Origin of the sequence: Limibacter armeniacum, assembly GCF_036880985.1 — a bacterium.
In the GTDB taxonomy this organism is placed as follows: domain Bacteria; phylum Bacteroidota; class Bacteroidia; order Cytophagales; family Flammeovirgaceae; genus Limibacter; species Limibacter armeniacum.
The window spans coordinates 3,362,528-3,376,910 of sequence record NZ_JBAJNO010000009.1; the positions used below are offsets into that span (position 1 = coordinate 3,362,528).

General features: G+C 40.5%; 12 protein-coding genes and 1 other RNA gene. 11 read left to right on the plus strand and 2 right to left on the minus strand.

All coding sequences use genetic code 11. The features are described 5' to 3' along the window. The first annotated feature begins 25 nt into the window (after positions 1–25). The 9 genes from brnQ (at position 26) to V6R21_RS31740 (ending at position 7,884) form a co-directional block, all read left to right on the plus strand. Positions 26–1,216: a branched-chain amino acid transport system II carrier protein gene (brnQ, locus tag V6R21_RS31700; protein WP_334247491.1), complete on the plus strand. Its 1,191-nt coding sequence runs from the start codon at positions 26–28 to the stop codon at positions 1,214–1,216. Positions 1,217–1,441: 225 nt separating this feature from the next. Next, a complete protein-coding gene (gene tyrS / locus V6R21_RS31705; RefSeq protein ID WP_334247492.1) occupies positions 1,442–2,746 on the plus strand; it encodes a tyrosine--tRNA ligase in 1,305 nt (434 codons plus the stop codon). 182 nt (positions 2,747–2,928) lie between these two features. After that, positions 2,929–3,021, plus strand: an RNA gene (ffs, locus tag V6R21_RS31710) — signal recognition particle sRNA small type. 234 nt (positions 3,022–3,255) lie between these two features. Beyond that, on the plus strand, positions 3,256–3,792 hold the full coding sequence (locus V6R21_RS31715; protein ID WP_334247493.1) for a hypothetical protein: 537 nt from the start codon (positions 3,256–3,258) through the stop codon (positions 3,790–3,792). Positions 3,793–3,844: 52 nt separating this feature from the next. Further along, positions 3,845–4,609, plus strand: a complete 765-nt coding sequence (locus V6R21_RS31720; RefSeq protein WP_334247494.1) for an LVIVD repeat-containing protein — start codon at positions 3,845–3,847, stop codon at positions 4,607–4,609. 211 nt (positions 4,610–4,820) lie between these two features. Continuing rightward, entirely contained in the window at positions 4,821–6,224 is a 1,404-nt protein-coding gene (locus tag V6R21_RS31725; protein ID WP_334247495.1) for a hypothetical protein, read from the plus strand. Between the two features lie 152 nt (positions 6,225–6,376). After that, entirely contained in the window at positions 6,377–6,616 is a 240-nt protein-coding gene (locus V6R21_RS31730; RefSeq protein ID WP_334247496.1) for a CDGSH iron-sulfur domain-containing protein, read from the plus strand. Between the two features lie 75 nt (positions 6,617–6,691). Next, the gene (locus tag V6R21_RS31735) at positions 6,692–7,126 is read left to right on the plus strand and encodes a hemerythrin domain-containing protein (protein WP_334247497.1); all 435 of its coding nucleotides are present in this window, start codon (positions 6,692–6,694) and stop codon (positions 7,124–7,126) included. Between the two features lie 80 nt (positions 7,127–7,206). Further along, positions 7,207–7,884 (plus strand): FKBP-type peptidyl-prolyl cis-trans isomerase, encoded by a 678-nt coding sequence (locus tag V6R21_RS31740; RefSeq protein ID WP_334247498.1) that lies wholly within the window; start codon positions 7,207–7,209, stop codon positions 7,882–7,884. Positions 7,885–7,982: 98 nt separating this feature from the next. On the opposite strand, the gene V6R21_RS31745 is transcribed toward V6R21_RS31740, so the two are convergent. Together V6R21_RS31745 and V6R21_RS31750 are read right to left on the minus strand one after the other, a co-directional pair. Further along, the gene (locus tag V6R21_RS31745; RefSeq protein ID WP_334247499.1) at positions 7,983–11,516 is read right to left on the minus strand and encodes a DEAD/DEAH box helicase; all 3,534 of its coding nucleotides are present in this window, start codon (positions 11,514–11,516) and stop codon (positions 7,983–7,985) included. A gap of 99 nt (positions 11,517–11,615) precedes the next feature. Further along, positions 11,616–12,218, minus strand: coding sequence for a hypothetical protein (locus tag V6R21_RS31750; RefSeq protein ID WP_334247500.1), 603 nt, complete (start codon positions 12,216–12,218; stop codon positions 11,616–11,618). 240 nt (positions 12,219–12,458) lie between these two features. On the opposite strand from V6R21_RS31750, the gene V6R21_RS31755 reads away from it, so the two are divergent. After that, a complete protein-coding gene (locus tag V6R21_RS31755) occupies positions 12,459–13,349 on the plus strand; it encodes a hypothetical protein (protein WP_334247501.1) in 891 nt (296 codons plus the stop codon). Positions 13,350–13,403: 54 nt separating this feature from the next. Then, positions 13,404–14,294, plus strand: a complete 891-nt coding sequence (locus tag V6R21_RS31760) for an RluA family pseudouridine synthase (protein ID WP_334247502.1) — start codon at positions 13,404–13,406, stop codon at positions 14,292–14,294. The last annotated feature ends 89 nt before the right edge of the window (positions 14,295–14,383 follow it).

Below are 14,383 nucleotides of genomic sequence, written 5' to 3' on the forward strand. Positions count from 1 at the left end.
TAAATCCACAATAACAAACAAATCGATGAATAAAAGAGCAAAGGATACGCTCGTACTGGGATTAGCATTTTTTGCAACGGTATTTGGTGCTGGCAACTTGATTTTTCCTGTAAACTTAGGAAATCAGGCAGGGGAAAGTTGGCTGCAAGGTGCTATAGGTTTTTTAATGTCTGATGTAGGGTTGACAGTAGCTGTCCTGATTGCACTTTTTAAAGTAGGGGGAGACACTCAAAATTTCGGCAAGCGAATTCATCCTAATTTTGGTAAGGTGATAGGCGCTGTGTCCATTATTTGTTTAGGACCACTTATTGCAATCCCAAGAAATGGGGCATTGACTTATGAGTTGAGTGTAGTGCCACAATTGGGCGAAATAAACCCTTGGTTGTTTTCGATAGTGTATTTTGGAATTTGTCTCTTCTTTGTATTGAGACCATCTCAGATTCTAGATAGACTAGGCTCTATATTGGCTCCTATATTGGTCGCTGTATTATTGTACATTATATATTTGGGAGTGACAGCGCCTATTGGGGAAAAGACGGCTTCTGTAATTACAAATGTCTTTGGAAAGGGAATTACACAAGGATATCAAACCTTGGGTGCTGTAGGGTCGGTAGTGATCGGAGGACTCTTCTTGACTAACCTGACACGAAAGGGGTATACATCTTTTAATGAACAAGTTAAGATCTCTGTAAATGCAGGGTTGGTAGCCGGAGTGTTATTGGCTATAATTTATGGAGGTTTGATCTATGTTGGGGCTACGACAAGCCAAACTTTGGCAGGGCAATCAAATGCTCCATTATTATCAACCATTGCAGATAGGTTATTGGGAGGTGTAGGACAGGCAGTGTTGAGTATAACTGTAGCATTGGCGTGTCTGACTTCATCTATAGGCTTATTGGCGATGACAGGAGATATATTTCAATCAATCAGTGGAGGAAAGCTGAAGTATAGAACAACTGTGTTGGTAACAGCGGCTTTCAGTACAGTGCTGGCAGTGGTTGGTATTGATAAAATCATCGTCTTGGCAGGCTCAATTTTGACAGTGTTGTACCCTGTCATTATTATTCTGACAGTAATCACATTTTTGGATAGTTACCTGACAAGTAGAAAACTTCAAGCAAGTCTGGTATTAGGAACATTTGCAATTAGCTTGTTGATTACTTTACAGGATTTGAAGCTTATAAATTTAGAACTGCTGAGTATATTTTCATTCTGATTAGTAGGGTGTTTAGTTTCAGCCATTTTCTGTAACTTGCGACCTTTATTTAAAAAAGTTCCATTTTTAATCATTGAAGTGATCTTATTTGAGGATTGAAAAAGGAGAGATCCTTTTATTTGTGTCTATTTAGATCATTTTGATTGAAAAATTGAACAGAAATTTCAATGAATTTGGAATCTGAGGTTCCACCCATTTTTATATTAGTATAACTAGCCAATAAAAATGTCATCAATAAAGAAAAACCTGATAGAAGAACTGAAGTGGAGAGGCATGATCCATGATATGATGCCGGGTACTGAAGAGCAGTTCAATAAAGAAATGACGACGACATACGTAGGTTTTGACCCTACGGCAGACTCGTTGCATGTAGGACACCTAGTGTCAGTAATGATCCTGAACCACCTTCAGCGTGCTGGTCATAAGCCGTTGGCGATTATTGGTGGTGCTACAGGTATGATCGGAGACCCATCGTTCAAGTCTGACGAGCGTGTATTGCTGGACGAAGAGTCAATTGCTAAAAACATTGCAGGTGTCCGTAAGCAGTTGGAGAAATTTATGGATTTCGATTGTGGTGAAAACTCGGCAGAATTGCTGAACAACTACGATTGGATGAAAGACTTCAGCTTTATCGATTTTGTAAGGGATGCTGGTAAACATATTACCGTGAACTACATGATGTCAAAGGACTCTGTAAAAAGACGTCTTGAGGCAGGAACAGGGCTTTCATTTACAGAGTTTACATACCAGTTGCTACAAGGATGGGATTTCTACCACCTTTACACAACTAAAGGTTGTAAGGTACAGATGGGAGGCTCTGATCAGTGGGGTAATATTGTGACTGGTACTGAGTTGATCAGAAGAAAAGCAAGTGGTGAAGCATTTGCGGTGACTTGTCCACTGATTACAAAATCTGATGGAACTAAATTTGGTAAGACAGAAGGTGGAGCTGTATGGCTTGATCCTGAGAAAACATCACCTTACCAGTTCTACCAATTCTGGTTGAATGTGTCAGATGAGGATGCTGAGAAGTATATCAAAATCTTCACATTTAAGACAAAAGAGGAAATAGAAGCCCTGATTGCAGAACATAGAGAAGCTCCTCATCAGCGTGCCTTGCAACGTGCTTTAGCTGAAGATATCACAGAGCGTGTACATAGCAAAGAAGATTTGGAAATGGCTATCAAGGCATCTTCTATCCTTTTCGGAAAGAATGTAACAGATGACCTGAAGTCATTGGATGAGCGTACGCTGCTACAGGTATTTGAAGGAGTACCTCAAGTAGAAATTTCAAAAGGAGACTTGGTAGACCTTGAAGATGTAAATGATCTGCTTTCAGCTGCTACAGGTGGTATAGTATTTAAGTCAAAAGGTGAAGCTCGTAGAATGATTGCGGGTGGCGGTGTAAGCATTAACAAAGCAAAAATCGCAGGTGAAGAGAAGCCAACTGACTTTGAATTGCTACAAGGCAAATATTTATTGGCACAAAAGGGTAAGAAAAACTATTACCTGATTAAGGTGAATGCATAAATTTTGAAAGATTTTTTTCGTCTTTCTTATTAGAGAGAATCCTTTCTTAAGTCTTGATAGTTAAAGGTTTAAGAAAGGGTTTTTCTATTTAAAGGGGAAGGGGAAGAGATTTTTTAGCTACTTTTTCGAATAAAAATTCTGCAATAGTATTGACAGAATGTAAAAAAGTGTTACCTTTGCAACCGCAAGTCGATACGATCGGCTCCTGCGAATCCCCCAGGTGCGGAAGCAAGCAAGGGTAAGTGGTTGAGCGGTGCGTTATCGGCTTGTTTTTTTATGCCTTTCTTTTAGGCTAGTTTAGCACACACTTAATACACACATATATACACATAGGATACAGTGGAAGCATATTTTTTCCTTCTGCTGAGCAAGAGATTTTCCTTATATGGAGAATATTTAACAGGGGTAAACTCATGTTCTATTTTGGACATGAGTTTTTTGTTTTTTAATAGATTTCAGTTGTCAGAGAAGAGGAATACTTTTTTTAGAATAACCCAAACTATATCTCCATGAAAAGAACTTCCTTTTTTGTAATGCTACTTGCACTCTTGCTATCAGGATGCTGGTATATCAGTGGTGGTGAAGAGCCGCCTATTGTAGACCCTGTAGCTAATGAGTCAGCCTATGTACCTGTAATCATGAAACGCTCAGACCTTGAAGCGTCCATTATAGCCTCTTCACCTAGGGCTATCCAAAATCCAGGCAAGATGTATTTATTAGGTGATTATGTATTTCTGAACGAACGGTATGAAGGAATACATGTCATTGATAACTCAGACCCTACAAACCCATTAGTAAAAGCCTTTATTCAGGTGCCAGGCTGTGTTGACATCGCAGTAAAAGATAAGGTACTGTATGCGGATAATGCAGTAGACCTTGTCGCACTGGATATCACATTGCCAGTAGCGGTTAAAGAAACAAAACGTATTTATAATGTATTACCTGAGTTGTATCCACCTGATGCCAACTTTATCCCTTGGGAATATCAAAAGGAACAGCGACAGGAAGGTACAGTAATCGTAGGGTGGGAAAAGAAAGCTGAGTGAGTCTACACCCAATAGATCAAACCCATTAAATAACAAAGTATAATTATTTGACATGAGGACATTTCTTTTATGCATATATATGCTAGGCTTAGCAGCTCTATTACAATCTTGTGACGCTGCTGGAGACGTTGGAGCTGTATCAGCAGATGCAGCAGGCGGTAAAGGCGGTTCAATGGCACGTTTTGCTATTGTGGGAGATTACCTTTACACCGTCAACCATGAGGAACTCTCTACTTATGATATAACCAATAGTGCTTCACCTGAACTGGTGAGCATGAATCCAGTTGGATTTGGGATAGAGACCATCTTTCCTCGTCAGAACTACCTTTTTATAGGTTCTCAGGATGGAATGTATATTTATGATGCAAGCCGTCCAGAATACCCACAGTATGTATCCAAATTTGAGCATGTGGTAAGCTGTGACCCTGTTGTAGCAGATGATCGTTTTGCATACGTTACATTGCGTGCCGAATCAGGGCGATGCTGGAGAGGTGTCAATCAATTGGACATTATCAGTATTGAAGATATGCAAGTTCCACAATTGTTGAGAAGCTATGATATGACAAACCCTAAAGGTTTGGGAGTAGCAGGAAATGAACTGTTTGTTTGTGACGATGTGCTCAAACTGTATGATATTACTAACCGTAATGACATCAAGTTGAAAAATATATTCAATATACCAGCCAATGATGTAATTCCATATCAGGGAAGGTTGTTGGTGACGGCAAATGACGGCTTTTATCAGTATTCATTTGATGGGGAAAATGTGGAGTTACTTAGCAAATTGAATATATTAAGAACAGATCCAGAACAATAGAACTGACTTGATATTAGGCAAGGCAACCAATGAGTATTCAAACTACTTATGGGTTGCCTTTTTTTGTTTAAATGATTGAATATAAAAGAGTTTTACATTATTAATAAAAAATATACTATTTCAGTGATAATCATCACTTAGAAAAATTTGAAGCTTTTTAACTTTGTGGATTCATACAATCAGGTCATACTATTAAGAATAAGAAAGCATAATGAATATCAGATTCAGCATCTCACTACTACCAATTTTATTAGCCTTTGCTATACCATCTTTTGCACAGGAAATTGACGATGATAAAAGGCAGGATCCATTAAAGGAAGTCTTGAGTAAGGGACTTAAAATTAACCTGACTGAGGATGGGAAAAACACACTGAAATTTGGAATGGGGTTCCAGATGTGGGCTCGCTATTCGGATATGAATCCGGGTACGGCGAATGCTCAAACTTTGGAGGCAGCTGACAGTCACTTTGACTTCAGTATAAGAAGGGCTAGGCTAACGATGATGGCTAACTTCGATAAGAAATTCATTTTCTTTACGCAGTTCGGTAATACGAGTTTGCCATTTTATGCAGGGCAGACATCCAATACTTTCTTCCATGATTTTTGGGGAAAAGTGAGGATTGCCAATAATACTTACTTGGGAGCAGGTCAGCATGCATATTCAGGGTTGTCTCGTCTTACTGATATCGCTTATTCGGGGACGCTGGCGATAGACAATCCAGGCTTCAGTTTTCCGAACGTAAACGTAAACGATAAGTTTGTACGTCAGTTAGGTGTATTCCTTCATGGTAAAGTATTAGGAAGGCTTAATTATGAGTTGGCGGTCAACCAACCTTACCCAGCAGCCTATGTAGCAGGAAAAGGAATTGGGAATAAGGTAGCCAAAGATCAGGATATTATAGAAGGAGGCGTAAATAACACTGCTTATAATAGAGGAAACAGTAGCCTTTCACAAAGAGGGTATGCCTCTTGGAGCTTTTTGTATAATGAGCCTGTTAAGATGGGACATTCTACCTCACTCACCTATTTTGGTAAAAAAGGCAAGATATTGAATGTGGGAGCAGGTTTCCAATACCACAATAATGCTTCCGGTGTATTGCGTAATGCTGATGCTGAGGCTTATGTCGAAAAGCATCATCAATTGGCATTAGCCGCTGATATTTTCTTCGAGACTCCTTTAGCAAAGGGAAGTGCCTTGTCAGCATATGGTTCATTTTACCACTACGACTATGGTGATAACTACCTTTGGAAAACAACCGTAATGGGAGGGTTTGCTACAGCCAATCCTACTGAAGAGCAAGCATTGCAAGGACACGGTATACAGCAATACACTTTAGGAACAGGTAATATAGCAACAATTCAGGCAGGCTATCTGATGCCGGAAACATTACTGAATAATGGTCATAGGTTGATGCCATTTGCGGCTGTGTATTACAAGGATTTCGATGGGCTGAACGGTGACTCTTGGCAAGGAGATTTTGGATTGCATTACCTTATTTATGGCAATAATATGAAAGTGTCAGCACAGTACTCGAGCAGGCCTATCTATAATAGCGAAGCAGTAGTGGAAGATCATGAAGGAATGTGGCTTTTACAGTTGCAGTTAAAGCTGTAAAAAAGTATAGTGAATGGTATATAGGGGCTTCTGTGTTTTTGACTTGATCAAAAATGCAGAAGCCTTTTTTATGGCTAGGGCAGTTAGGATAAAGTTGATGTGATAGTTACCTTAAAGTAAAGGATTAACTAGTAACCCAAATTCTAATTGTTATGTCAGATCAACCAATTATTCCACAGAAACAACCATATGTGAAAGAGACTAAAGCAGGCACATACTTCTGGTGTGCTTGTGGGAGAAGCGACAAGCAGCCATTCTGTGATGGCTCCCACAAAGGAACAGACTTTGCCCCTGTAAAAGCGGTGATTGAAGAAGATAAGGTGATTGCTTGGTGTGGGTGCAAACATACTAATAATGAGTGCTTCTGCGACGGTACACACAGTACATTGTGATACACAGTTCCCGATAGGCTTTTTATTCTCTGTCGGGAATTGTTTTTTTGTGTCAAACTAATTTTTCAATGAAGAATGAAACGACACGAAGCACTGATACCATTATCTCGTCAACACCACCAACTTTTATTGGCAGGGCAGTTGCTTAAAAAGGATGCGCCGCCATATAAAGGATTGCCAACTGAGCCGAAAGGGAAGGCTGCTTATTTGCAGCAGGTATTTGAAGGGTTATGGAAGCTTCATACACAAGCTGAAGAAGTGGTACTGGTTCCGTTCTTGAAAGGTGTTGACCAAGAAGTGGACCGCTTGTTGGAAGAGCTGGTTGATGAGCACCAACAGATTCAGGAATTGTACGATAGTATAGATTTTGAAAACCCAGCGGTCAATACAATGCATGCACTTGGTGAATTGATGGTATTGCATATCCGTAAGGAGGAAAGACAATTGTTTCAGCGAGTTCAGGAAGTGTTTGGAGAGAAGTTAAGGGAATTGGATTTGGGAATTGACTAATATAGCTTTTAGAAAAAGTGGTATCTTGCCCAACCTTGAATTAGCAGATATAAAACTCAATAAATAATTTAAACGAAACCATGTTAAGAAAACTTTTTACCCTGATTGGTCTGTCTATTTTTTTGATGACCAATGTACAGGCTCAGTGTGAGGACTGTAACCCTGCCGAGAAAGAAGCTGACTATTATTATAAGCATCCAAATTTTGAAGGACAATGTGCTCAGTTTTGGGAAAAAGAAGACTATTTCCTGATTAATCAAAAGAAAAAAACACTCGCTGTTGAGTTTCCTGCTGAAGGAGAGGAAACAATTCCTTACCTGATGCGAATCGCGAATAATAAAAAATTGAAGCTTAAAACCATTGATGTGCTGTTTATACAGGAAGCTTTGGAGACATGGGCAGTGGAGAAAAATAAAATTGGTTATGAAGTTACAGCATCAGGTCTGGGCGTTAAAATGATCAATAAAGGTCAGGGAGTATTGCCTGAAAAAGGTAAAGTAGTTAAAGTACACTACCAAGGTTATTTGGAAGATGGAACCAAGTTTGACAGTTCTGTTGATCGTGGTCAACCGTTTGAGTTTCCATTAGGAATGGGGAGAGTAATCAAAGGTTGGGATGAAGGGATTGCACTGTTGAACGTAGGTTCGAAAGCTATGCTAAGAATTCCTCCTGAATTGGGTTATGGTAGCCGTCCAATCGGTCCTATCCCTGCTAACTCAATCCTTTATTTTGAAGTAGAGTTGCTGGGTGTAGAATAAGATATTAGATAGAATAATTCCTATTTAAGGGGTAAAAGAAAAGGAAACCTTTATGGTTTCCTTTTCTTATTTCAGCTTTAATGCGATTCTATTAAATACTAATTTTTCAGCAACACAATTCGTTGAAGTTCCTCATCGCTTAACTCACCAATCCAAGTATCGCCAAGGCTGACGGTCATATCGGCAAGGTCTTTTTTACTGTGTAACATATCGTTGATTCTTTCCTCAAAAGTATTTTGTGTAATCAGGCGATGTACCATAACATTATTTTCTTGCCCGATACGGTATGCACGGTCTGTTGCCTGTGCCTCAACGGCAGGGTTCCACCATAGGTCATAGTGAATCACGTTACTTGCCGCTGTAAGGTTAAGTCCAGTACCACCTGCTTTCAATGAAAGGATAAATACGTTGGTAGCATGGTTGTGTTGGAAGTCTTCCACCATCTGGTCCCGTTCGTTTCGGGAAGTACCACCATGCAGGAATAGAGGCTTTCTGCCATAACGGTTTTCAATCCACTCTGTCAGTAGATTACCCATCTCACGGTATTGGGTGAAGATAAGTGTCTTCTGGCCATTCTCCTGAATAGAATCCAGTAGCTCAAACATACGTTGCGCTTTTCCAGACAAGGCAAATTCATTTTCACCTTTCTTCATATACTGGAATGGGTGGTTACATACCTGTTTCAGCGCCATCATCAGCTTCAGAACTAAACCTTTTCTGGTAGTGCTTTGCTCATCTTCATCCCTGATTTTATTCATGATGTTATCCACTACATTCTGGTAGATGGCAGCTTGTTCCTTAGTCAGGCTACAGTACTGGTTGTTTTCTACCTTATCAGGAAGATCCTTGATGATGCGTTTATCTGACTTGAGTCGGCGTAAGATAAATGGTTCAGTGATCTGCATAAAGCGTTGCAGTTTTTGCAGATCCCGTTCTTTCTGGATTGGTTTTGCAAAGGTATTGGTAAAGTTGGTTAGTGTACCAAGGTATCCTTTGTTGGTAAAGTCCATAATACTCCAGTATTCTGACAGGCGGTTTTCTACAGGTGTACCACTCATGGCAATACGAAGGTCCGCTCTGAGTGATTTTACGGCTTTGGTCTGAGCCGTAGTCGTATTCTTAATGTTTTGAGCCTCGTCAATAACCAGACAGTATAACTTTAGTTTCTTGAACTTTTCAAGGTCTGTTCTTACTACCCCATAGGTTGTGATGATCACTTCTACATTCTTAGGAGGATCTTTTCGTTGTGGACCGTGGAAGACAGTTGCTTTCAGTGAAGGAGCGAATTTTTCAATTTCCTTCTTCCAGTTAGTAAGCAAACTGGTAGGAACGACGATGAGTCCTTGCTTTTTCTTGAACAATCCTTCTTCCTTGAACTTTAGCAATGTTGTAATGACTTGTAGGGTTTTACCCAAGCCCATATCATCAGCAATCAAACTGCCAAACCCAAGACGAGCATTCTTGTACATCCACTCGTAGCCTTTCTTTTGGTATTCCCTCAGCTCAGCTTTTAGAGCATTTGGTTGGGCTATCTCATTAATTTCTTTGAAGTGCTGGATCATTTGTCTAACCTCTTCAGAAATATCAACCATAGAACCTCCGTACTCTTCACTGAGTGCAGCTTGCAGCAGTTCATTTGGCTTTATCTTCGGTGGATTTTCAAGTTGTGCTAGTAGTTTCTTGATCTCTTCTGGACTGATCAAGACAAATTGATCCTGAATCTTTACAAGACCTGAAATACCTTTCACGGCTTTCTTAAACTCATCGGCCGAGATGGCCTTATTGCCGATGGCGATTTTCCAGTCAAAGTCCAGCATATCCTGAAGGCTCAGGAATTTTTCTCCAGCTTCTTGTCCATTCTTGTGAAGAGAGAGTGCCAACTTTGGATTTACCAAATTGCGAAGCGCTTTTGGCATCATGATTCTGATACCAAGCATTTCAATCAGTGGTAAAATATCCAACAGAATTCCAACCATCTCAACAGCATCTAGCATAATAGGCTGTCTGCCTTGGTTTCGGACCATCTCTTCCAATGCAGGGAAGTATTCCGTCAGCAACTGCAAATCCTGAAGTACATCAAATTTGCTTGCTGCAAAAGAAGGCTCATTCAGGAAGTGGGTCAGTGAAATAGGGGCTTCGTCTTTGCCATTTTCACGGTCTTCAACAAACAGTCGGATAAAGAAACGGCTGTCCTCTTCATCGATTCGGATAAATGGTGTATAACGTTTGTGTGAAAGGAAAAACTTACCCAACCAGCGGTTGACAGTTACGGGAATTTCCTTTTTACCAGACTGATTGAATGAGACAGGATAATCACCAAAGAAGCAGTCAAAAATCAGTTGATCTGTCTCTGGCAGTATAATGGTTTGGCTGCCTTCCAGCATAAAGTGCTGAATAAACAGGTGACATAGAATATTTAGTGTTTCCTGTTGTGTAAAGTATTTGGTGCCCTGATCGCTTTTGTATGTTAGCAAGTCAGGGGAGATCAATTGCTGTATAGCTGCACATACATCCTGTACTTCATTGCTGATATGGGCCGGAATCCATCGGATTGTGAATTCGTTGTTAGCTGTCTCAACGATCTGTGGAATATATGCCGATACATTGATCAGTTTAATGGAGAACAGATAAAGGAAATACAATAGCTTTACTTCATATGGGTATTGCACCAACTCCTCTTCCTTGATTGATTGGATGGTGGCTACCAGTACCGCCATGTCAAATACCTTGTTGCCTGAGAAGCGCTGAAACTCTTTGTCTGTGTAACACAGTAAGTCCAGCACCGCCATGTCAGTATCCAATACGATATTGATGCTTTCCGCAAACTTCAGTCGCTTATGGTGTTGACTGTAGTCTTCATGGTCTTCTTCTTCAGGTGGAGCACCTGCTTTACGGATGGCATTTTTGTAGCCTTTCTGTAAGACAGCTTTGAAGTCTTTGGCACAGAATAGAGGGTTTTCAGAGATCAGCCCAAAGATTTGTTCATAAAGATCTGGAATGTGTGAGAAGTCAAGTTGTTCGAGTCCTTCTCGAGTAGAAGTAGCTTCGTAAGGAGTTGATAGTGTAAGGTCTTCGAGTTTAGGTATCGCCCCTAGTGTTTGTTGTTGAATAGAGATACCTTTTTTCTCTAGTTCCATGGGGAGGTCTAGTCCATTCAGTTCAAAGATCAGGAACGGATTACGGTCAATCTCATTAGCAAGTACATAGATGACCGCCGCAAGGTGTTTGCAGGGAACCACTCTGTCGGGACAGGAGCAGTGCATATCCAGTTCTACCCAATGCTCGGGAAAAAGCTGGATGTTAGCTTGCTGACAAATCTCGAATAATTCAGGAGGTAATTGTCCGGAAAGCAATAACGTGATCCGGTTGTCATTTTCAGTCAGTTGATTGACTATAAACTCTTTTTCCTGTTCAGTGAAGTGTTTTTCAGGAGCCAGTGTTTGGCGATAGTTGGTTCCGTAGGAACCCCTTACTTTTGCTTCAACTTTACCGTTACTAACCTTAATGTCTAATACGGCTCCCTTGTTGGCATAGGTCTTTCCTCTCGGGAGGCGGTTTGTAGAGTCAATGTCTGAGAGCGCCTTAAGCCATTGTTGCCCCCACCATGTTTTACCGTAGTTAATCTTAGCCATAGTATGTGTTTGATATGGGTAGCAATTTGTACAACATAGTAATTTGGGTAATCTGGTTTTTTAGGTGCCAGATATTCCACATTGTAAAAACTGCTGTTGTTATATATTGAACTCCACCCTGAAAACCCAAGGTGAATCATAAATTGAAGTATCATTATTATAATTGAGGTCATACAGTGCATAAATGTTGATCGCAGACCTCTGACCGATTCGCTGTTGTATCCCGATACCTGGCAAGACAGAATTATACCACTCAGCAGGTACCTCAAATAAGCCATTACGGGTTTCGTACCGCATGGTCTGGAACTCAAGATGTGGGAAAATGTGCAACTGCTCGGTAACGCTTACTATATAGCGTGCAAAGATACGACCTCCAATTATATTTTGATTAAATGTAGGATTGAATCTTTTGTCCTTATAGTAGGTATAGGAAAAAACAACACCTGAATGCAGCTGTGGTGTAATCTTGTAACCAATCAGTGGAGCAAGGTTGACGAGGGTTACGTCTCCAAACTGAAAACCGACATTGCCTCCAAAAAAAAGCTTATCTCTCAGTGGTACCTTGTCAGACTGCGTATTTGGGTCTTGCTTAACCTTTCCGTTTTTATTCTCATCTTCTTCTATATAGTTATACACTTGTGCATAACTATCACTAATGTTCATCAGTAGCAATAGGCCAATGATTGATATCCATTGCTTCATGGGCTGGTAATTTAATTGGATGTTGGGTAAAGATACAGAACCTAATATAAGAAACCCTTTTTGACTTCTGAAAGCGGATACTCAATCACTTTAAAAAAATCCCTTCAGACGTCAAGGAAGTTTCATCGTTGAAATCCTTCCAAATTTCGATGCAAAGCTACAGAAGGTCGATGTTTTTTGTCTGCGCAGGTCAAGTCTATCATTTTTAATGAGATTTTTTATTAACGATATAAACAGTTTATGAAAACAAGATTGTCACTCCTGATAGCGGTTCTGCTTTTTTCGGCCTGTAGCAGATTACCTCAGCATAAAGCAAAATGGGAAACACCAACATCCTTATTGGTACAAGGACCTTTCGGACACTACGATTCAGAAAGCCAGCTTTTTTATGAAGCTAAAAATGATGACCAGTACTTTTACTTGCACCTCAAAGTGGGAAGTGTAAAGACGATAAAGGGTATTATGCAAAATGGTATCAAGTTTTACTTTAACCCTGATGGGAAGAAGAAAAAAGATATTATGGCGACATACCCACTAATGCCTGGAATAGGTGTGCCAGAGATGGAAATGCCAGAAATGGGACAAAGAGGAGATAACCCAACGGCTAGAATGGAACCACCACTGGGAGAAAGAAGAGATGAAGCTCAGCGTGATAGAATGTTATTGATGGGTGGTAACAAAAACGGTGGTGTGATGTGGGTTGAGAATAATGAAGCGAAAATAATAGAACCCTCTGATAGTGCTTTTGTAGAAGGTCAACTAGAAACAGATGAAGAGGGGTACGTGTATTGCCTGTTGAAAGTAGACCGTAGTAAGCTGGAGTCTTTATCTGATAAAGAGATAACACAACTTGCAGTAGGTATCGAATTGGAAGATGCTGTTAGAATGGGACCTCCAATGAATGGTCAAGGAAAAAGAGGGCAAGGCATGCAAGGAGGTATGGGCGGTCCAGGAATGGGTGGCGGTATGAATGGTGGCGGAATGGGTGGTCCAGGAGGCCAAGGTATGCAAGGAGGTATGGGTGGTCCAGGAGGTGGAAGAGGTCCAGGAGGGGCAGCCCCAGGTATGGGACAGTCAGCAGCAAAGGAGACAAAATTGTGGTTTACAGTACCGATGAGTGAAGAAAAGTAAGGTTTGGTCTTTTCCTGCTATCTTTGTGGCGCAAAACCAACCATTTAATTGATAGTGGAAAAGATTGAGACGCATATAGTACCGGAAGGTATAGGAGAAATACGCTTTGTGGATTACGCTTATGACTTGTTTGAGGCATTGCCTTCTCATAATAGTGTTAAAAAAGCCATAAAGAAAGGGCTACTGCATATTGATGGAGCCCCTGCTGAGTCTGGAAGGTGGATAATGCCAGGTATGTGTCTAGACCTCTATGCCAAGGAAGTAACGCCACCTAAAGGGTTTGAGATAGACTTGGAGATCATTTATCAGGATGAGCATATGGTAGTAGTCAATAAGCCGGCAGGTATCCCGACTAGTGGTAACCAATACAGAACCCTAGAAAATGCCTTGGTGGCGAATGTTCCAAGATCAAATGCCAAGAATGCATTGCAATGGGCAAAGCCTGTACATAGATTGGATAGTGCTACAAGCGGTTTGCTGATTGCTGCTCGTACGATGGAGGCTCGAATTGTCTTGGGAAATATGTTCAAGGAAAAAACAATTCAGAAGACCTATCATGCTTTGGTGATTGGAGAAACGCCGACTTCAGGAGCTATAGACTTACCAATTGAAGAGCAGAAGGCCTATTCTGAATTTAAATTGTTAAAAAGGGTAAGATCGATTCAATGTGAATACCTGTCACTGTTGGAGTTAAAACCTCATACAGGACGAACGCATCAACTGAGAATCCATACATCAAGCTTAGGTTTTCCGATTTTGGGAGATAAGCTATATGGTCCGGAAAAAGGTAATTTTACAGGCAAGGGACTTTTCTTGAGTGCTGTAAAGCTAGAGTTGAATCACCCAATTGATCAAAAGCCTATAGAGTTATCTATTCCGACTCCTCATAAGTTTGAAAGCCGGATGCTGAATGACCAAAGAAGGTGGGATAAGTATAAAGGATAAGTTATAGAAAAGACAGGCGTAACACCTGTCTTTTTTATACCATTTTTTAGAGGAACAAAAATGTAACAACGTATTGGAGAGGATATAAA

Excerpts from the sequence above, each read along its gene's own strand:
- V6R21_RS31735 (WP_334247497.1), top strand. The coding sequence starts at position 6,692 with ATGAAACGACACGAAGCACTGATACCATTATCTCGTCAACACCACCAA.
- V6R21_RS31745 (WP_334247499.1), bottom strand. The coding sequence starts at position 11,516 with ATGGCTAAGATTAACTACGGTAAAACATGGTGGGGGCAACAATGGCTT.
- V6R21_RS31755 (WP_334247501.1), top strand. The coding sequence starts at position 12,459 with ATGAAAACAAGATTGTCACTCCTGATAGCGGTTCTGCTTTTTTCGGCC.
- V6R21_RS31740 (WP_334247498.1), top strand. The coding sequence starts at position 7,207 with ATGTTAAGAAAACTTTTTACCCTGATTGGTCTGTCTATTTTTTTGATG.
- V6R21_RS31715 (WP_334247493.1), top strand. The coding sequence starts at position 3,256 with ATGAAAAGAACTTCCTTTTTTGTAATGCTACTTGCACTCTTGCTATCA.
- V6R21_RS31750 (WP_334247500.1), bottom strand. The coding sequence starts at position 12,218 with ATGAAGCAATGGATATCAATCATTGGCCTATTGCTACTGATGAACATT.
- V6R21_RS31720 (WP_334247494.1), top strand. The coding sequence starts at position 3,845 with ATGAGGACATTTCTTTTATGCATATATATGCTAGGCTTAGCAGCTCTA.
- tyrS (WP_334247492.1), top strand. The coding sequence starts at position 1,442 with ATGTCATCAATAAAGAAAAACCTGATAGAAGAACTGAAGTGGAGAGGC.
- V6R21_RS31730 (WP_334247496.1), top strand. The coding sequence starts at position 6,377 with ATGTCAGATCAACCAATTATTCCACAGAAACAACCATATGTGAAAGAG.
- brnQ (WP_334247491.1), top strand. The coding sequence starts at position 26 with ATGAATAAAAGAGCAAAGGATACGCTCGTACTGGGATTAGCATTTTTT.
- V6R21_RS31725 (WP_334247495.1), top strand. The coding sequence starts at position 4,821 with ATGAATATCAGATTCAGCATCTCACTACTACCAATTTTATTAGCCTTT.